This window comes from Megasphaera sp. (genome assembly GCF_047831605.1).
Lineage (GTDB): Bacteria > Bacillota > Negativicutes > Veillonellales > Megasphaeraceae > Megasphaera > Megasphaera intestinihominis.
Map to the genome: position 1 here is coordinate 902,129 of NZ_CP181255.1, position 19,373 is coordinate 921,501.

The 19,373-nt window shown below is 54.5% G+C and carries 11 protein-coding genes, 1 tRNA gene and 2 rRNA genes; 2 read left to right on the forward strand and 12 right to left on the reverse strand.

Annotation, left to right across the window (positions count from 1 at the left end):
• Nucleotides 1-6: 6 nt before the first annotated feature.
• Both ACFWUB_RS04360 and speE read right to left on the reverse strand, forming a co-directional pair.
• Entirely contained in the window at nt 7-2,232 is a 2,226-nt protein-coding gene (locus ACFWUB_RS04360; protein ID WP_416184281.1) for a hypothetical protein, read from the reverse strand.
• A gap of 53 nt (nt 2,233-2,285) precedes the next feature.
• Complete coding sequence (speE, locus tag ACFWUB_RS04365; protein WP_416184282.1) at nt 2,286-3,134, reverse strand: polyamine aminopropyltransferase; 849 nt, start codon at nt 3,132-3,134, stop codon at nt 2,286-2,288.
• 237 nt (nt 3,135-3,371) lie between these two features.
• Between speE and ACFWUB_RS04370 the strand changes: the two genes are divergently transcribed.
• On the forward strand, nt 3,372-7,667 hold the full coding sequence (locus ACFWUB_RS04370; protein WP_416184283.1) for an acyl-CoA dehydratase activase-related protein: 4,296 nt from the start codon (nt 3,372-3,374) through the stop codon (nt 7,665-7,667).
• A gap of 24 nt (nt 7,668-7,691) precedes the next feature.
• Nucleotides 7,692-8,588 carry a universal stress protein gene (locus tag ACFWUB_RS04375; protein WP_416184284.1) on the forward strand — a complete coding sequence of 299 codons (897 nt, stop codon included), beginning with the start codon at nt 7,692-7,694 and terminating at the stop codon, nt 8,586-8,588.
• Between the two features lie 347 nt (nt 8,589-8,935).
• On the opposite strand, the gene ACFWUB_RS04380 is transcribed toward ACFWUB_RS04375, so the two are convergent.
• From ACFWUB_RS04380 to ACFWUB_RS04425, 10 genes are all read right to left on the reverse strand, one after another.
• Nucleotides 8,936-11,218, reverse strand: coding sequence for a xanthine dehydrogenase family protein molybdopterin-binding subunit (locus ACFWUB_RS04380; protein ID WP_416184285.1), 2,283 nt, complete (start codon nt 11,216-11,218; stop codon nt 8,936-8,938).
• Nucleotides 11,218-11,685: a (2Fe-2S)-binding protein gene (locus tag ACFWUB_RS04385; protein WP_416184286.1), complete on the reverse strand. Its 468-nt coding sequence runs from the start codon at nt 11,683-11,685 to the stop codon at nt 11,218-11,220. The genes ACFWUB_RS04380 and ACFWUB_RS04385 overlap by 1 nt, the downstream gene beginning before the upstream one ends.
• Complete coding sequence (locus ACFWUB_RS04390; protein ID WP_416184287.1) at nt 11,685-12,467, reverse strand: FAD binding domain-containing protein; 783 nt, start codon at nt 12,465-12,467, stop codon at nt 11,685-11,687. Before ACFWUB_RS04390 ends, ACFWUB_RS04385 begins: the two co-directional genes overlap by 1 nt.
• 291 nt (nt 12,468-12,758) lie before the next feature.
• Nucleotides 12,759-13,538 carry a TatD family hydrolase gene (locus tag ACFWUB_RS04395; RefSeq protein ID WP_416184288.1) on the reverse strand — a complete coding sequence of 260 codons (780 nt, stop codon included), beginning with the start codon at nt 13,536-13,538 and terminating at the stop codon, nt 12,759-12,761.
• 128 nt (nt 13,539-13,666) lie between these two features.
• Nucleotides 13,667-13,897, reverse strand: a complete 231-nt coding sequence (locus ACFWUB_RS04400) for a hypothetical protein (protein ID WP_416184289.1) — start codon at nt 13,895-13,897, stop codon at nt 13,667-13,669.
• Nucleotides 13,898-13,954: 57 nt separating this feature from the next.
• Nucleotides 13,955-14,045, reverse strand: a tRNA-Ser gene (locus tag ACFWUB_RS04405).
• A 50-nt stretch (nt 14,046-14,095) separates the two neighbouring features.
• Nucleotides 14,096-14,395: an MTH1187 family thiamine-binding protein gene (locus ACFWUB_RS04410; RefSeq protein WP_014015147.1), complete on the reverse strand. Its 300-nt coding sequence runs from the start codon at nt 14,393-14,395 to the stop codon at nt 14,096-14,098.
• Between the two features lie 4 nt (nt 14,396-14,399).
• The gene (thiM, locus tag ACFWUB_RS04415) at nt 14,400-15,233 is read right to left on the reverse strand and encodes a hydroxyethylthiazole kinase (protein WP_292106964.1); all 834 of its coding nucleotides are present in this window, start codon (nt 15,231-15,233) and stop codon (nt 14,400-14,402) included.
• An 814-nt stretch (nt 15,234-16,047) separates the two neighbouring features.
• Nucleotides 16,048-16,164 (reverse strand): 5S ribosomal RNA (rrf, locus tag ACFWUB_RS04420).
• A 283-nt stretch (nt 16,165-16,447) separates the two neighbouring features.
• Nucleotides 16,448-19,359, reverse strand: a 23S ribosomal RNA gene (locus ACFWUB_RS04425).
• Nucleotides 19,360-19,373 lie beyond the last annotated feature (14 nt).

Here is a 19,373-nt window from a genome sequence, read left to right on the forward strand (position 1 = left end):
CGATGTTCACCATCCTATTTCATATCCGGCTTCAAAGAGATAGCCATGATTTCGTCGGTTCCAAGCCGCATCCGGATCTTGATGGAAATACCAATTATACTGGACAGCAGCCCGCAAGCTCTGATTATGTGGCAAATGCTGAATAATTTCCAAGCGGCTCGACGGAGAAATCCCCTGCCGTTCATCATTATCGTGTCCGACATTGACCATATTCGTCCAGCGCCAGATACGGTCTTTTCCTTTGTCATACCATGAACGGCTCCAGCCGATTCCGTAGTTTACGCTGCGATAGGGCGAATCATACGTATCCGATTGGTCATCATAGTGGCTGCGGCTGAACGTAAAGGGAATCGTATCCCAATAATTATGATGACCACCGAGTGCATAAGACCCGTCCAGACCAGCCTGCCAGTAATGATTGCCATCAGTCAAGCGGGACCAGTCGTATTCCAATCCCAGCCGCCAGCGGGCTGCCGGGATGAAGTCCCAGCGCAGGCTATGGAAATCTTCCATGATGCGGTCATCAACAGCTCCGGCTGCATCATGCGGCCGCCGTCCCATAGCATAGGTCCAGCTGGAAATATCATTGACATCATACGATGTCGACAGGGTGTACCCATCTTTCCAGTCGCTGCCGAAATCATCGTACAGCGCCTTGACTTGCCCATGCGGATGTTCCCAGTAGGCCCCGCCATACCGGTGGGTATACGACGAATGCAGGGCGCCATCTTGCAGGCGGTTCCATCCCATACCTGCCAAGGCATAGAAATTACGACCTGCATAGCCGCTGTAATCGAAGCCCAGATTAGATTCATGATTACGTTTATTATCTATATGGCTCCCATAGTAGAGGGAGAGATAATTGTTCGCACGCACTTCATTCTTAGCACTAACATCAAGGACATCCGGAGCATCATTGTCTTGCTGGAGAAGATTGATGATTTTCTTTTCTGCTGTGGCAAAACGGCCTTTCTGCAATTCATTTTGTGCCAGTGCGGCCTGAGCGGAAATACGGATATCCGAATCAGCACTTTGGATCAGAGGCTGAAGGACCCGATGAGCTTCAAAATAATAATCTCGTCCATCAAGGGCACTGTCACGGAAAAAGTTGCTCAAACTGTTGTCTAAATCCCGATCAACACGAACCAGTGCCTGTCCATACTGGAGAGCCCAATTCTGCCGTTCAGTCGGCGTATGTCCAAGTAAAGAATAGACTTGACGGGCAGCGTGAAGCTGACCACTGCGCAAAAAAGCAGCCCCATCACCAGCGATGAGGCCAGCCACTGCCGGGCGTACCTTCAAGGCCTGGGCATATTGTGCCACCCCTTCGCTTTCACGCCCCATCATGACCAAGGCGTAAGCGTCGCCCAGCAGGACATAGGACATCGGCTCCGACGGATTATGCCGTAAAACGTAGTCGTATATTTTATGGGCCTGACGGTATTTCCCACTGCGTAAATAAATATCCCCCATGGTTTGCTGACCATACGCCGGCAGCTGCTGCCAATCCGGATAATTTTCAAAAGCCTTAACAGCCTCTTTCATCTTGTTATCCAAACGCAAGGCCATGAGATAATCGCTGAACATATGGGGCAAGGCTTGTTTCTGTTTCACATAAGGTTGCAAGATACGAACAGCCCGGCCAGCTTCACCTTGCTGGATGTACAAAGCGGCCCGCTTAGCATCAACGTCGCGGCTGTACTCCGTGAGCCACGATGGCGCTTCGGTCTTGGCCTGGCTAAAATAACGTTCTCCTTCAACATAATCTTTACGGGCCATAGCATCGAGAGCCCGCTGGTAATCGAGTTCATATGCTTTACCACTGTCCGCACCATTGCGATCAGCTAAGATGGCATAAACCACGTCGGCCCTGGATGCCATGCCTTGATGAGCATAAGCTTGGGCCAATGGTTTCAAGGCATAGTCCGGCAACGAAGTAAAGCCTTGGGGATAATGTTTTTCAGCCAATACAATCATGTCTTTTTCTTTCCCAGCCCAAGACAGAATGGTCAAATAATCTGCCCAAAAGCCGGGGTCTTCATAACCAGCCTCTGCCAGCTTTTGGCATAAAGACAGGGCTTGCTCATATTTATTGCTCCGGGCCAGGGCAACAGCCTGATTACGCATCGAAGCGGCTTGTGTCATATCAGCCGCAAAGCTCATCTGCCCCAACAAGGATGTACTAAACCAGGCCACACTAGCCATCAGAATAGCAATGATTGGGAATCTCATGGAATCACTCCTAAACAAAGAAGGACTGCCCAGGTATGACAACCCTCAATTTCTTAGCGGTCTTTTTCACCGTACAATAAATCTTTGACGAAATTCGGCAGGACGAAGGCGCTCTGCTGGATGCCTTCGTTATAGTACCGCGTCGGGAAGGTCCGTTTGCGGTTCGGCTGCCACGTAAGGGGGTCGTATTTCTTCGAGCCCATGGTGAAGCAGTGCATGCCTGACGGATAGAGGGGGATGAAGGCCGTGTACAGGCGGGTGATGGGGAAGATGTCCGACACGCAGTCGAAGATATCCTTGACCAGCTTGCGGTGCATGAACGGCGATTCGGTCTGCTGTACGAAGAGGCCGTCGTCTTTGAGGGCCCTGAAGGTATCCTTGTAGAAATCATACGAGAACAGGCCTTCGCCGGGACCAACAGGGTCCGAGCAGTCGACGATGATGACGTCGTAGTAATTTTCTGCTTCCCGCATGAACGCGATGCCGTCGCCGACTTTGACAGTCAGTTTCGGGTCGCCTTCGATCATGGCCTTGGCGATTTCCGGGAAATACTGCTTGGATAATTCGATGACCTTGCCGTCGATGTCGACCATGGTGACCGATTCGACTTCCGGATGGCGGACGGCTTCCCGGGCAGCGCCGCCATCGCCGCCGCCGATGATGAGGACTTTCTTGGGATTGGGATGGAGGAACATGGGGATGTGGACGATGCTTTCATGGTACATGAATTCATCTTTGATGGACGTCTGGAAAACGCCGTCCAGGACGAGCATACGGCCGAATTCCTTAGAATCGGCGACGATGATATCCTGGAACTGTGAATGGCCGCGGTAGAGGATATCCGACACTTCCGTCGTCAAATCCAGGTAGGGGGACTGATGTTCCGTTACGAATTTTCTCATGACAAGGCTCCTTTATCATATAAAGTATAGTTTTCATTAAGACATTGACACTTTTATTCTACCATATTTACCACCATTTGTCGTAACTCATTTTGGGTCGTAAAAAAATCCTCTGCCCCACCCCTTACAGAATAAGAGGAATATGGTACAATATAAAGTAGACTCTTTATATATAGTCTTTATCATATAGAAATTTATAAGAAAGAATCGGTTGGTAAACCGATAGGGTGACAAAACATGAAAAATCTCTTACATATCGGCATTGACATCGGCTCGACGACGGTAAAAATCGCCGTCCTCAATCATGCCAAACAGTGCCTCCACGCATGCTATGTCCGCCACTATACGGATATACGCCAAAAAGTCTGGGATTTACTGCAAAACGCCTATGAAATCTTTGGCGACCGTCAAATCACCATGGCCATCACCGGCTCTGGCGGCATCGCCCTGGCAGACTACCTGCACATCCCCTTTTTGCAGGAAGTCATCGCCGGTACCAAAGCCGTCCGCACGTATTATCCCCAGTCGGACGTCATCATCGAACTCGGCGGTGAAGATGCGAAGATCACCTATCTGACCGGCGGCAACGAACACCGCATGAACGGCAACTGCGCCGGCGGGACCGGGGCCTTCATCGACCAGATGGCGACCCTCCTCGACACCGATGCCGGCGGCCTCAATGAAATGGCCAAGAAAGCCGACACAATTTACCCCATCGCCGCCCGCTGCGGCGTCTTCGCCAAGACCGATATCCAGGCTCTGCTCAACGAAGGGGCCAGCAAGGAAAACGTCGCGGCGTCGGTCTTCCAGTCCATCGTCTTCCAGACCATCACCGGCCTGGCCTGCGGCCGCCCCATCAAGGGGACAGTCTGCTTCCTCGGCGGCCCGCTGACCTACTTGTCCCAGCTTCGGGAACAGTTCGCCAAGACGCTCCACTTGACGCCGGAACAGGTCATCGCCCCGGAAAACGCCCAGGTCTACGTGGCCATCGGCGCCGCCCTGGGCAGTATAGACACGAAACCCGTGTCCTTCATGAACCTCATGGGCCAGCTGAAGAGCGTCGACGAATCGACGCTGGCCAAATCGGACCGCGTCGAACCGCTGTTCAACAATCAGGCTGAGCTCGACGAATTCCGGGCCCGCCACAGCCAGCATACCGTCCCCCAGGCGGACATCACCACCTACAGCGGCCCGTGCTACCTGGGCATCGACGCCGGCTCGACGACGATTAAAGCCGTCGTCCTCAGCGAAGACATGAAGATCCTCTATTCGCACTATCAGAACAACGAAGGCAGCCCCTTGGCGGCAGCCAAGAAAATCGTCGCTGAAATCTACCGCCGCCTGCCGGAAAAGGCCTTCATCGCCAAGGCCGGCATCACGGGCTACGGCGAATCGCTGCTCAAAGAAGCGCTGCACCTCGACCTGGGCGAAGTCGAAACCATTGCCCACTATCAGGCAGCGTCCCACTTCTGCCCGGACGTCGACTTCCTCCTCGATATCGGCGGCCAGGACATGAAATGCAGCCGCATCAAAGATGGTCATATCGAAGATATCCTGCTCAACGAAGCCTGCTCGTCGGGCTGTGGTTCCTTTCTGGATACCTTTGCCAAATCCCTGAAAATGTCCATCCAGGACTTCTCCCAGGCCGCCCTGCTGGCCAAGAGCCCCATTGACCTGGGCTCGCGCTGCACGGTCTTCATGAACTCCAAAGTCAAGCAGGCCCAGAAAGAAGGGGCCACGCTGGCCGACATTTCCGCCGGCCTTTCCTATTCGGTCATCAAGAATGCCCTTTATAAAGTCATCAAAGTCAAAGATCCGGCCAAATTAGGAAAGCACATCGTCGTCCAGGGCGGTACTTTCTACAACGACGCCGTCCTGCGGGCATTTGAAAAACTCCTGGGCCGCCACGTCATCCGCCCGGCCATTTCCGGCCTCATGGGGGCCTTCGGCATGGGCCTCATCTGCCGCACGGCCTACCACGAAGACCATGCCAAATCGACCATCGTCAGCCCGAAAGCCCTGGAAGAATTGCAGGTCACGACGTCCATCCGCCACTGCGGCTTGTGCACCAACAGCTGCCTGCTGACGGTCAATACCTTCAACGACGGCCGTTCCTTCATCACCGGCAACCGCTGCGAACGAGGTGCCGCCGGCTCGACAGCAGCCCGCAAGAAGCCCCTGCCCAACATGTACAAGGTCAAATATAACCTGCTCTTCGGCTACAAGCCCGTAGAAAATGCGCCGCGCGGCACCGTCGGTATCCCGCGGGTCCTCAATATGTACGAAGACTATCCCTTCTGGTTCACGTTCTTCACCAAACTCGGCTACACCGTCGTCCTCTCGGACCCGTCGTCGAAGGCCCTGTTTGAAAAGGCCATGGACACGGTCCCGTCGGACTCGGCCTGCTACCCGGCCAAACTGGTCCACGGCCACATTGAGAACCTACTGGAAAAGGGCGTCGACCGCATCTTCTATCCGTGCATCCAGAACGGCCCCAGCGAAGGCAGCAAAGACAATACCTTCAACTGCCCCATGGTCATGAGCTATCCCGAAGTCATCCGCAACAACATGGGCGAACGCCTGGCCGAAACCAATACGCCCTACCTCTGCCCCTTCCTGCCCCTCCATGACAAGAAACGCATCGGCAAACGCCTGGCCGAAGAATTGAAGGCCTGGAACCTGCCGGCTCACGAAGTCAAAGCCGCTGCCGCTGCCGCCTGGGATGAAGAAGAAGCATATAAACAGAAGATATACGACATTACCAAAAAAATCCTGGATAACCTGGAAAAGACGGGCCAGCGGGCCATCGTCCTCTGCGGCCGTCCGTACCACATCGACCCGGAAATCAACCACGGCATCCCGGAACTCATCAACATCCTAGGCCTGGCCGTCCTCACCGAAGACGGCGTCGCTCCCCTGGGCCAGTTCCCGGGCCACCTGCGCGTCGTCGACCAGTGGTCCTACCATTCGCGTATCTACCGGGCTGCCCAGTACATCACACAGCATCCGAACCTGGAACTGGTCGAACTCAATTCCTTTGGCTGCGGCCTTGACGCCATCGTCGCCGACCAGGTCCAGGACATCCTGGCCCACGGCCACAAGATCCATACACTGCTCAAGATCGACGAAGGCTCCAACCTGGGTGCCATCCGCATCCGCCTGCGCTCACTGCTCTTTGTCATGAATCACCGTCCCAAAGAAGATCACGTCGTCGAACCGTATTCTTACGAAAAGACGATTTTCACCAAGGAAGACGCCAAGCAGAACGTCATCCTGGCTCCGTCGATGACACCGATTCATTTCCCCTTGTTCAGCGCCGCCTTTGAACACGAAGGCTACCGCGTCGAACTCCTGCCCCACCAGGGCCAGAAGGCCATCGACACGGGCCTGGCCTATATCCACAACGACGCCTGCTATCCGGCCATCATGAGCCTGGGCCAGATCATTACGGCCCTCAAATCGGGCAAATACGACCTGGACCACACGACAGTCATGATTTCCCAGACCGGCGGCTGCTGCCGGGCGACGAACTACATTGGCATGATCCGCAAGGCCCTGAACGACGCCAACATGTCCCAGGTCGCCATCTTGTCGCTGAACCTCAAGGGCATGAACAAGCAGCCCGGCTTCCAGCCCGGCATCGGCTTCTGGCATCGCCTGGTCATGGGCATGATCTACGGCGACGCCCTGCAGCAGGTCCTCTACCGCACGCGGCCTTATGAAAAGGTCAAGGGGACAGCCGAAGCCCTCTTCCACAAGTGGCAGAAGAAATGCGCCGAACAGCTGAAGAAGGCCGATTTCAAATCGTTCAAGAGAAATATCCGCGACCTCATCGACGAATTCGACCACATCGACATGAGTGAAACCATGAAGCCGCGCATCGGCCTGGTCGGTGAAATCTACGTCAAGTTCCACCCCATCGCCAATAACCACATCGTCCGCATGATTGAAGAAGAAGGCGGCGAAATCATCGTCTCCGGCCTGGCAGACTTCTTCCTCTACGGCCAGCTGGACAACCAGTTCCGCCATAAATACCTGTCGGGCAGCTGGAAGGATTCCTTCCTCAGCAAGACTGCCGTCCGCCTGTTGGAATGGTACCGCAAGCCTTACGAACAGGCCGTCGCCAAGAGCCGCCATTTCGACCCGATCACATCCATTTACGACATCGCTGACGAAGCGAAGAAATACTTGTCCCTGGGCCATGAAGCCGGTGAAGGCTGGTTCCTCACGGGGGATATGATCGACCTCATCCACCGCGGCGCCAAGAACATCGTCTGCCTCCAGCCCTGGGCCTGCCTGCCGAACCACGTTACGGGCAAAGGGATGATCAAGACCTTGAAAGCCGCCTTCCCGGAAACGAATATCGTCGCTATCGACTATGATCCCAGTGCCAGCTCGGTCAATCAGACAAACCGCCTGAAACTGATGCTGACGACGACTTTTGAGGGCATCCGCGAACTGGTACAGGAAGACACCAAGCCGGTCATGCCCTTCATGAGCGGTGTCCGCATCAACAGCTCACTGGAAAAATAGTTCCAATAAAAGGGGGTATGTATCATGAAAAACATCTTAGTTCCTATTGACGGTTCCCAGCCGTCGCGCAACGCCTTGCAACATGCCATCGACATTGCCAACGCATATAGTGCCGAATTGACCATCGTCAATATCACCAATGCCGATGCCGTCCTGGACAGCTTCGATGTCTTTGAAGACATGACCGATGAAAAAGTCAAGGACCTGACCAAACTGGCCAAGGATAAGAGCGGCTACGTCCTGGAAAAAGCCATGGACGCCGTTCCGGAAAACCTGACGGTCCACACGGTCCAGCTGGTCAGTACGCCGGAAATCGGCATCCTCAGCGAAGCCGACAAATGCGACGCCGACCTCATCGTCATGGGCCGCCGGGGCAGCCATTCCCTGTCGGAACAGCTCCTGGGCAGTGCCAGCACCTACGTCCTGGCCCATGCCAAATGCCCGGTCCTCCTGGCACACAACGAAAAAGAAGGGCCATACCAGCGCATCCTCGTCCCGGCTGACGGCTCGGAAGAATCACTGAAAGCCGTCCGCTACGCCGTAGAATTCGCCAAAGCCGACGGCGCATCGGTCACGGTCTTCCACGTCGCCAACATGCGCGACCTCATCGCCGAAGAAACGGCACTGGACCAGAAAAAACGCGGCCTCGAAGACTTGACCGACCGCCTGCGCCAGAGCGCCGACCGCGTCTTCGCCCTGTGCAAGGCCGCCATTGCCGACCATAAAGGCGGCGTCGACATCCACTTCGTCGCCAACATCGGCCGTCCGGGCCCGACAATCCTCAAAAAAGCCGAAAAAGACGGCTCGGACCTGCTCATCATGGGCAGCCGCGGCCGCAGCGGCCTGGCCTCGATTCTCCTGGGCAGCGTCAGCCGCTACATCACGACCCATTCGGGCCTGCCCGTCATGATTGTGAAGTGAGGAGTTCGTGGCTCGTGGCTTCGGCCTTCGGCCTAGTAGTGGTTCGTGGTTCGTGGTTCGCAGGCCGCAGGTCGCAACGGTCTTATGGACCGTATCCGTAGGGGCCATCCTGCTAAGGCGGGGATAATGCACTCCGACTACACCCGAATACATAAAAAGGGGCTATCGCATTAAGCAAAAACACTTAATACGATAGCCCTTTTTCATTGAAATTTCTGAGAAAAAGCAACCTCACAGTCAGCGTTGCTGACAGCTCCCCTATAAAGGGAGCCAGGGCAGGCCGTACCGGACGGCTCCCGCATTGCGGAGTGCGGAGTGCGACCTGCGGGCCGCCCTTTGGGCGGCCCCTACAGTTGCATAGCCTTGTAGAGTTTTTCGGCGGTCATGGGCAGGTCGCGCAGCCAGATGCCCGTAGCGTTATAGATGGCGTGGGCAATGGCCGGTGCCGGCGAGTCGATGACCAGTTCGCCGATGGACTTGGCGCCGAAAGGCCCGTTCGGTTCATAGCTCGGTTCAAATTCGACGTTGATCTGGCCCAGGTCCATGCGCGTCGGCATACGGTACTGCATGAAGGAGTTATTCTGCAGGCGGCCCGACGGCGTATACTGGATATTTTCGGTCAGGGCCATGCCGATGGCCTGGACGATGCCCCCTTCGGTCTGGACTTTGGCCAGGGCCGGATTGATGACCGTACCGCAGTCGACGACGGCATCATACTGCACCAGGGAGATGTGCCCCGTTTCCGGGTCGACGTCGACCGTTGCCGCACCGGCCATATACGGCGGCGGACTGGTCGGCGAATAACACGATTCTGTCGCTTCCAGGGCGATGTCATTCATGAACATGGCGTCATTGCCCAAGTCCTTGAGGGTGATTTTCTTGCCAGTAGACAAGTCAGTAATGGCTTTGCCGTCGAATTCCAAATCGTCAACGTTAGCTGCGCCGAGCTTGACAGCTGCCCGTTCTTTCATGCGCTGTATCAGGCTCTGGCAGGTCTTGACGACGGCATTGCCCGTGAGGTATGTCGTCGACGACGCATAGGATCCGCTGTCGTACGGCGATGTATCCGTATCGACGCCATAAGTAACGACATTGTCGACAGGGCACATGAGACATTCCGCGGCAATCTGGGCCAGGATGGTATCGCAGCCCGTCCCCATATCGGTAGCTCCGATATTGAGTGAATAGAAGCCGTCGTCATTGACCTTGATGGTGACCGAAGCGACGTCGACATTGGAAATGCTCGACCCCTGCATGGCCGTTGCAATGCCGATGGCCCGGATATGGCCGTTGGACAGGACCTGGCGCGGGCAGTCATCCTTCCAGCCTGACATCTGGACGACCCGTTCCAGGCATTTATCCAGCGTACAGCTCAAGGCCGTTTCATTGAAATAGGCCGGCAGGACCTGCCCCTGGCGGACCATGTTCTTCAGGCGCAGGGCGACAGGGCTCATGTGCAGAGCCGCAGCCAGTTCGTTGACGGCCGTTTCCAGGGCGAACAGCCCCTGAGTCGCACCGTAACCGCGATAAGCGCCGGCCGCAATGGTATTGGTATAGACGCAGGTATAGCTGAAGCGGAAGGCTTCGGCTGCATTGTATAAAGGAATCGACTTATGGCCTGACAAGGTGACCGTCGTCGGCGTGTGTTCGCCATAAGCGCCGGCATTCCACAGGGAATCGAGGAAAATGCCGCGGATATGGCCGTCTTTGCTGGCGCCGAGGACGACGCGGATCTGCGATTCATGACGCGGCGTCGATACGGTCATCGATTCTTCCCGGCTGTAGACCATGTACGCCGGCTTGCCCGTCAGCCAGGCGATATAAGCCGGATAGACTTCCATGACGACAGTCTGCTTGGAGCCGAAACCGCCACCGATACGCGGCTTGATGACGCGGATCTTCGATTTCGGGATTTCCAGGGCGTTGGCGACGACGCGGCGGACATGGAACGGGACCTGCGTCGAGCTGACGATGGTCAGGCGGCCAAAGGCGTCCTTATAGGCATAGGCCCGGAACGTTTCCATAGCGCCCTGCTGATTCTGACGCGTATGATAGGTCCTGTCGATGACGACGTCCGACGAAGCCAGGACGGCATCGACGTCGCCGTGTTCGTCACAGGCCTGGGCTACGAGATTGCGCTTGTTGTCGCCGCCGACATCGACGAGGGGCTTCCAGTTGTCTTCGGGATGGACGACGATATCGTTGTCCAGAGCTTTGGTGAAATCGAGGAGCGGTTCCTGGACTTCGTATTCAACGCGGAGGACGCGGAGGGCCTTGTCGACGGCGTCTTCATTCGTACCGGCGACGAGAGCGACGGGATCGCCGACGAAGCGGATCTGCTTATCCAGGATGAGGCGGTCATACGGGCTCAGTTCCGGATAGGTCTGACCGGCAATGGTGAAACGCGACTGAGGCACGTCTTCAGCCGTGACGATGCAGACGATGCCCGGCACCTTTTCGGCAGCGCTCTTATTCACCTTCTTGACGATGGCTCTGGCATGGGGACTGCGCAGGGCCTTGACGATGAGACAGTCCTTGGGCCGCAGATCATCCGTATAGACCGGCTGGCCCGTGACCAGGGCCTGAGAATCCTTCTTGGCGACAACGTGATTGATAGCTTTGTATTCCATTATGCCCGGACCTCCTTCCCCTTGGCTTTGAAATAGGCCTTGATAGCCCGCATATGGCTCATGTAGCCCGTGCAGCGGCAGAGATTGCCTGACAGGAATTCCTTGATTTCCTCTTCTGTCGGCGCATCCAGCTTGCGGACCATGGCCAAGACGTTCATGACGAAACCGGGGTTGCAGAAGCCGCACTGGTCGGCGCCTTCGCGGCCCATATAGAAAGCGAATTCTTTGGCTTCATCCTGCAAACCTTCGAGGGTCGTCACATGGCGGCCGTCGATGCGGACAGCCAGCAGGGCACACGACAACATAGGCACATCGTCGATCCAGACCGTACAGAGGCCGCAGTTCGTCGTTTCACAGCCGCATTTGACGCTGTAACAGCCCTGGCTGCGGAGAAAATCATAGAGCATCAGGCCCGGCGCGACGTCAGCCGTCGCCTTCTGGCCATTCAGCCAATACGTAATGGTCATCACTGGTCACCTCCCAGAACGTTTGCCAATAAGCGCCGACAGAGGACGACAGCCATATCCTGGCGGTAATCGGCGGAACCGCGCATATTGCTTTCATAAGTCATGGAATGGGCAATTTGTTTGGCAGCCCCTTCCAAGCCCTGGCGGCGCACATCAGCTGCCGGCAGACGGACGACTTCTGCCCGGGCCGGGCGGGCGCCGATGGCACAGCGCACGTTTTCTGCGTCAGCCGATACGGCCACGGCGATGACAGGGAAGTCCGTTTCATTGAGGCGCAGCGAATCATACGCCGTCTGGCAGGCCTTTTTCGGGATGATGATGTGAGTCACGATGTCTTTCCCCGGCCCGGTCTGACCGAAATCGGCCAGGCTGACGATGCCGCCCTTGTACAATTCGACCTGGGCATCCAGGACCAGGAACAGCGTCCAAATGTCGGAAAAGCCGAAGCGCCCGCTGATACTGCCACCAACGGTCGCCATATTGCGGAACTGGGTCCCGACGATATGGCGGACCGCTTCCTTCATGGCGCCCTGAGTGAAAGCAGCCAGCCCGTCGTGGCCTTCTAGCTGCCCTAACGTGACCATAGCACCCAGGCGGAAAGAGTCCTCCCCTTCTTCGATCTGGTCCAGCCCCAGCGCCGACAAGTCGATAGCCTGGGCAATGCGCCGCTGCGGCGACAAGCGGAGCCAGCAGCAGCCGCCGAGGACGACAGCGGACCGTTTCTGGTTAAGCTCCCACGCTTCTTCCAGAGAGGCCGCTTTCGTATATTGCGCAATATTCATAAAAAACACTCCTTTGCAGGGCAAAAAATAAATTTTATGCATAGTCCATCAAGTTTATTATACCAGCAAAAAAGGGCGGGCCGCAAGAGACTGTATGAGGCATAAAAAAAGGATTTGTCGCACGTGCGACAAATCCTTTTCTTGTAGGGGCTACCACGTAGGGCAGCCTCTCTGGAATATGTACGATTTCCCAATCAGCTTGCTAGGAAAGCCATCCAAATCCCTAACGGGTCGCCCACGGGCGACCCCTACAAACTCCGTACTATAACTATAAAGAGAAAGGCCCTTGCATTATGGCTGTATTTTGAAAAGTCTTTCTGTATTTGCTTTGGCATGAGCTGTCAATTCTTCGACAGATACGCCCATATACCCGGCCAGGGTCTGTGCCACATAGGTGATGTTGTTGGGCACATTGGTCCGGGGCAGGTGGAAGCCCCGCGGCGTCAGATACGGTGCATCCGTTTCGATGAGGACCCGGTCCAAAGGCAGGATGGATACAGCATCGCGTAAGGGAGCCGCCCGCCGTTCATCGCAGATCCAACCGGTAATACCGATATAAAAGCCTAAATCGAGCATCTTTTCCAGCGTCTTCTTGTCGCCTGTATAACAGTGGACGACCGATTGCGGGCAAAGCCCTTCATGCCCCTTGAAACAAGCCAGGAAGTCATCAGCTGCGTCCCGTTCATGGAGGAACATGGGCTTACCTAATTCTTCCGCCATGGCAATGAGGGCTTTGAAAAAGTGGAGCTGGTTCTCTTTCTTAGAATACATGCGGTCGTAATCGAGCCCCGTTTCACCGACAGCGACGACTTTCGGATTCGTCGTGATGATGCGCCGGATTTCCTCCAAATCCTCCTCCGTCGCTTCATCGGCCACGTGAGGATGGATACCGGCCGTGCCAAAAGCCGTGTGATGGCGGACAAACTGATTGACCAGACGGTTCTCCCCGGCCTCCGACCCAGTCAGGATACAGCAGATACCGTCCGCCGCCGCATCGGCAATGATTTTTTCCGGTTTAAGAAAAGACCGGGTAAATAAATTGAGCCCAATATCATAATATTTTATATCCATGTCAGACACCTCGTGAAAATAAGATTCCACGAATATTGTACCAAAAAAACAGGTTCCTGCGTAGCTTAAAAAAAGCTTGTCACACAACGACAAGCCCTTTAAGGTTGTTAGCGGCTAGCGGATGTTTTTTAATTTAAAGGTTTTCTGCCTTTTTCCCATCCTTCTTGCTTGCCTTTCATCAGGCCATCTTCGTATATTCCTTCTCCTAAGTTACACATGACTGCCAAATCCCCCTCTCCTTCTTGTGTCAAATCAATTCCAAAATCATTATGCAGGGTCGTAATCTTTTCACTGGCGTCCTTTGATGATACCCATTTTGCCTCATTGTACCAAATTTTGTTTTTTTGTACAATCCACATTCATGGCAAAAAAAGAGCACCCAGGAAATTTTCCTAGGTGCTCTCTGTCCAGTAATCTGGCGGAGTGAGAGAGATTCGAACTCTCGCAGGCCTTACGACCTCTAACGATTTAGCAAACCGTCCTCTTCAGCCTCTTGAGTATCACTCCATGCGTCAACTGACTATGTCAGTATACTACGATGGAGCGATATTGTCAAGTTATTTTTTCAATATATCTTCTACGGCCTTGGTTTTATTGTTCATCATATTCGTATAGCCCGGTCGGATATCGGCTTTCAAGACGACTTCAGCCCGCAGACCCTGGTCCGTCAGGTATTGCGTCGCTTTTTTGACGACTGCCATGACATCGTCCCATTCGCCTTCGATTTCGGTGAACATGGAATTGGTCCGATTCGGTAAGCCTGATTCCCGGATAATACGCACGATTTCAGCGACATACGGAGCGAATTCATCGCCAGTCCCGCACGGGGCAATAGCTACAGCAATTAAGGTATTCATGATATTATGCCTCCTCTACAGTCAATGGGTTCTGGGCAATCGCATCGGGCGTTGCCACATAGAGTTCGTCGATGAAATCCGTCTGGAAAGAACCTGTCCCTTTGGCATGAGCTGCGGCCCGTGTACCGGCCAGGTTATAGACGGCAGAGCCGGTAATGGCGGCGATGAACGGATCTGCTACGGCTGCATAGACAGCCATGACACCGCCAAGGGAACAGCCTGTCCCGGTAATGCAGGGCATCATTTCCGAACCGCCCTGGGAAAAGACGAGCTGCCGGCCATCGGTAATCAAATCTTCTTCTCCCGAAATGGCTACGGCTCCGCCAGTCCAGCGGGCTACAGCGACGGCAGCCGGAGCGGCAGAACGAACAGAATCGGTAGAATCGACACCGCGAACGTCCGAAGTATCAGAACCGCCTTCTAAGCCCCATAATCCGGCTAAAGCAATGATTTCAGATGCGTTGCCCCGGATAATAGACGGTTTATAGGCCTTGAAGGTCGTCAAAAGTTCCGTCCGCATTTGTCCCATGCCAATGGCCACGGGATCCAGGACCCAGGGTTTGCCTTCTTCATGGAGTACGACTGCTGTTTTTGGCAGTGTTTCCGCATAAATCGGGAATAACGTCCCTACGTTGATATACATAGATGCACCGGCCTTGGCCATACTGACGCCTTCGTCCGGTAAATAGACCATAGCGGCCGAACCGCCGACAGCCAGCTGGGCATTGGCAACGAAATTAATGGTCACCGTATTCGTAATAGACGGCGTCAGCGGATTCGATGCCTTAGCCAGTTTCGCGGCTTCCCTAACGGCATCGCGGATTTCAGATTCAGTCATATTATTACCACCTTTGTCATTTTGCTGTTTCTATTATAGACGTTCTGCTGGTGAAAGACTAGAGGGGATTTAGTAGCATATCCACAATCCGAGACAGTTAGCGGTCAGCAGTTAATTGTCCGCAGCCTTGCGGACTACACCGTAGGGGCTTGCACGTGGCAAGCCCGCTATGACTATGTGAGCATAACGTATACTAATATATGTGCGTGTTTTCCTGCATCACCTGTCATGTATGATGGATATGCCATTATTCCGAACGGGCGCCCCATGTGGGCGCCCCTACCAGCTTAGCAGTCAGCCGTTAGCAGCCGCAGTCCTACGAGCCATCATTCTGAATAGGCTGTGGTCAAATATCACAGCGGGTCGCTCAAGGCTCCCTTTATAGGGGAGCTGACCGCCAAAGGCGGTCTGAGAGGTTAAAGATCGGCCCCTACGATGCGGCCATAAGGCCGCAAAAACGAGCCACGAACCATTAACAACGAACAGCAAAAAAGCACTGGCGGTTGTCCCACCTCTCCTGCCGAATCCAGGGTATCTCTGTCTGACCGCATACTTTCACTCCATCAGGTCACGAGATTCGGCATAAGCGACTCACACGGTTTTGCGCGTCGCAGAGCTCCTTCAAAACCGGTTCCCTGCTTATCCCAGGGAACCCTGGTCGGATAGGAAGCCGCCTCGTCCCACATCGCTTGTCATGTATGATGGGTACCCCCATTATTCCGAACGGGCGCCCCACGTGGGCGCCCTTGCTAGCTGCTAACTGCTGACGGCTAACAACAAAAAAAGCACTAGCCTAAGCTAGTGCTTTTTTCTTAATCAGCGGCTTCCTATCCTCCCAGGGGGCCTCCCCCCAAGTACTTTCGGCGTTTGCGGGCTTAACTGCTGTGTTCGGCATGGGAACAGGTGGATCCCCGCAGCTATCGCCACTGAATTATGTTATTCAGGCGTCGGACAAGTCCGACATAAGCGATTCACACAGTTTTGCGCGTCGTCTCTGACTCCTTCAAAACTGGTTCTCTGCTTATCGTATCCTGACAACTGCATAAAAATGTTTCATACATCCAACGAACTATCAAGAATCTTTCCGCTCGTCTCCGAATCGTCCTTCTCTCTGTGTATCTGTTTCCAAATTCACAGCCTCCTGAGATTCGGAGTAAGCGATTCGCACATGTTTGTGCGTCGCCTTTCGGCTCCTTCAAACATGGCTCTCTGCTTAAGTCAAGTCCTCGGTCTATTAGTACCGGTCCGCTCCGTACATCGCTGTACTTCCACTCCCGGCCTATCAACCACATCGTCTTTGTGGGACCTTACTTGTTAAAACAATGAGAAACCTCATCTCTAGGCTGGTTTCACGCTTAGATGCTTTCAGCGTTTATCCGTCCCCGACGTAGCTACCCAGCTGCACGGCTGGCGCCATGACTGGTACACCATTGGTCGGTCCACTCCGGTCCTCTCGTACTAGGAGCAGCCCCTTTCAAGTTTCTTACGCCCGCGATGGATAGGGACCGAACTGTCTCACGACGTTCTGAACCCAGCTCGCGTACCACTTTAATGGGCGAACAGCCCAACCCTTGGGACCTACTTCAGCCCCAGGATGTGATGAGCCGACATCGAGGTGCCAAACCTCCCCGTCGATATGGACTCTTGGGAGAGATAAGCCTGTTATCCCCAGGGTAGCTTTTATCCGTTGAGCGATGGCAATTCCACTCTCTACCACCGGATCACTAAGCCCGACTTTCGTCCCTGCTCGACCTGTCCGTCTCGCAGTCAAGCTCCCTTCTGCCTTTGCACTCTTCGCGCGGTTTCCGTCCGCGCTGAGGGAACCTTTGGGCGCCTCCGTTACTCTTTCGGAGGCGACCGCCCCAGTCAAACTGCCCGCCTGAGACTGTCCGCAAGCTCGTTACGCTTCTCGTTAGAATTCCAATAAAACAAGGTTGGTATCCCACCAGCGGCTCCGTGAATACTGGCGTACTCACTTCTCAGCCTCCCAACTATCCTGTACATCTCTTACCGGAATCCAATCTCAGGTTACAGTAAAGCTCCATGGGGTCTTTCTGTCCAGTCGCGGGTAACCTGCATCTTCACAGGTACTTCAATTTCACCGGGTCCCTCGTTGAGACAGTGCCCAAATCGTTACACCTTTCGTGCGGGTCGGAACTTACCCGACAAGGAATTTCGCTACCTTAGGACCGTTATAGTTACGGCCGCCGTTTACTGGGGCTTCAATTCACTGCTTCGCTTGCGCTAACACTTCCTCTTAACCTTCCAGCACCGGGCAGGTGTCAGCATCTATACATCAGCTTTCGCTTTAGCAGACGCCTGTGTTTGTGGTAAACAGTCGCTTGGGCCTCTCTTCTGCCACCCATCTCCGCTCCATGCGCTTCTGCACTTCACGTACGCTGGGTTATCCTTTTCCCGAAGTTACGGATATATTTTGCCGAGTTCCTTAACGAGGGTTTTCCCGCGCACCTTAGAATTCTCATCCTGCCTACCTGTGTCGGTTTCGGTACGGGTGCCTGAGTCCTCACTAGAAGCTTTTCTCGACAGTTTAGTGCCAGCCCCTTCGCTTCTGTCTCCAGAAGCTCCCCATCGCATCTCGGCCTTACGGGAAACGGATTTGCCTGTCTCCCGACCTACCTGCTTGGACGTGCTCTTCCAATCGCACGCGCGCCTTCCTTCCTGTGTCACTCCTTCGCTCAAACGGCCTCAGCCAGTACAGGAATTTCAACCTGTTGTCCATCTCCTACGCGTCTCCGCCTCGGATTAGGTCCCGACTTACCCTGGGACGACGATCGTTGCCCAGGAACCCTTAGGCTTTCGGTGGAAGGGATTCTCACCCTTCTTTTCGCTACTCATACCGGCATTCTCTCTTCCTGCCTGTCCACCTGTCCTTCCGGTCAGGCTTCTCCCATGCAGGAACGCTCCCCTACCCAATTAACTTATGTTAATTGCCAAAGCTTCGGTTCCGTACTTTAGCCCCGGACATCTTCGGCGCAGAGTCTCTCGACCAGTGAGCTATTACGCACTCTTTTAATGGTGGCTGCTTCTGAGCCAACATCCTGGTTGTTTTCGAAATTCCACATCCTTCGCCACTTAGTACGGCATTGGGGACCTTAGCTGTTGGTCTGGGCTGTTTCCCTCTTGACTATGGGCCTTATTACTCACAGTCTGACTCCCATGGATAAGTACAGCCATTCGCAGTTTGATTAGGTTCAGTAGCCGGATAGGCCCCTACCCCGTTCAGTGCTCTACCGCCTGTACTCTCGCCATGAGGCTAGCCCTAAAGCTATTTCGGGGAGAACCAGCTATCTCCACGTTCGATTGGCATTTCACCCCTACCCACATCTCATCCAAAAGCTTTTCAACGCTCACTGGTTCGGTCCTCCACACATTTTTACCTGTGCTTCAACCTGGACATGGGTAGATCACTGTGGTTTCGGGTCTACTCCAACTAACTATACGCCCTGTTCAGACTCGCTTTCGCTGCGGCTCCGCATTTTCTGCTTAACCTCGCTAGCTGAAGTAACTCGCCGGTTCATTCTTCAATAGGCACGCCGTCGCACCTAAAAAGTGCTTCGACTGCTTGTAGACATACGGTTTCAGGTTCTCTTTCATTCCCCTCCCGGGGTTCTTTTCACCTTTCCCTCACGGTACTATGCGCTATCGGTCCATATCAGTATTTCGCCTTGGAGGGTGGTCCCCCAGCTTCCCACAGGGTTTCTCGTGTCCCGTGGTACTCCGGATCCTGCTCCATGCACTTGCTTACGCCTACGAGGCTCTCACTCTCTCTGGCTGAGCTTCCCAGCTCATTCTGCTTCACTCATGCATTTGATAGCAGTCCACAACCCCGGATTGGTTTCCCATTCCGGTTTGGGCTCTGCCCCGTTCGCTCGCCGCTACTAGGGGTATCTCTGTTGATTCCTTTTCCTCCGGCTACTTAGATGTTTCAGTTCACCGGGTGCCCTTCCTCATAGAGGATGACAGCACTACTGCTGCCGGGTTTCCCCATTCGGAGATCTGCGGGTCAAAGGTTACTTGCACCTCACCGCAGCTTATCGCAGCTTATCGCGTCCTTCTTCGGCTGATATGGCCAAGGCATCCGCCGTACGCCCTTACTTACTTGACTATTTTTTCATGTAT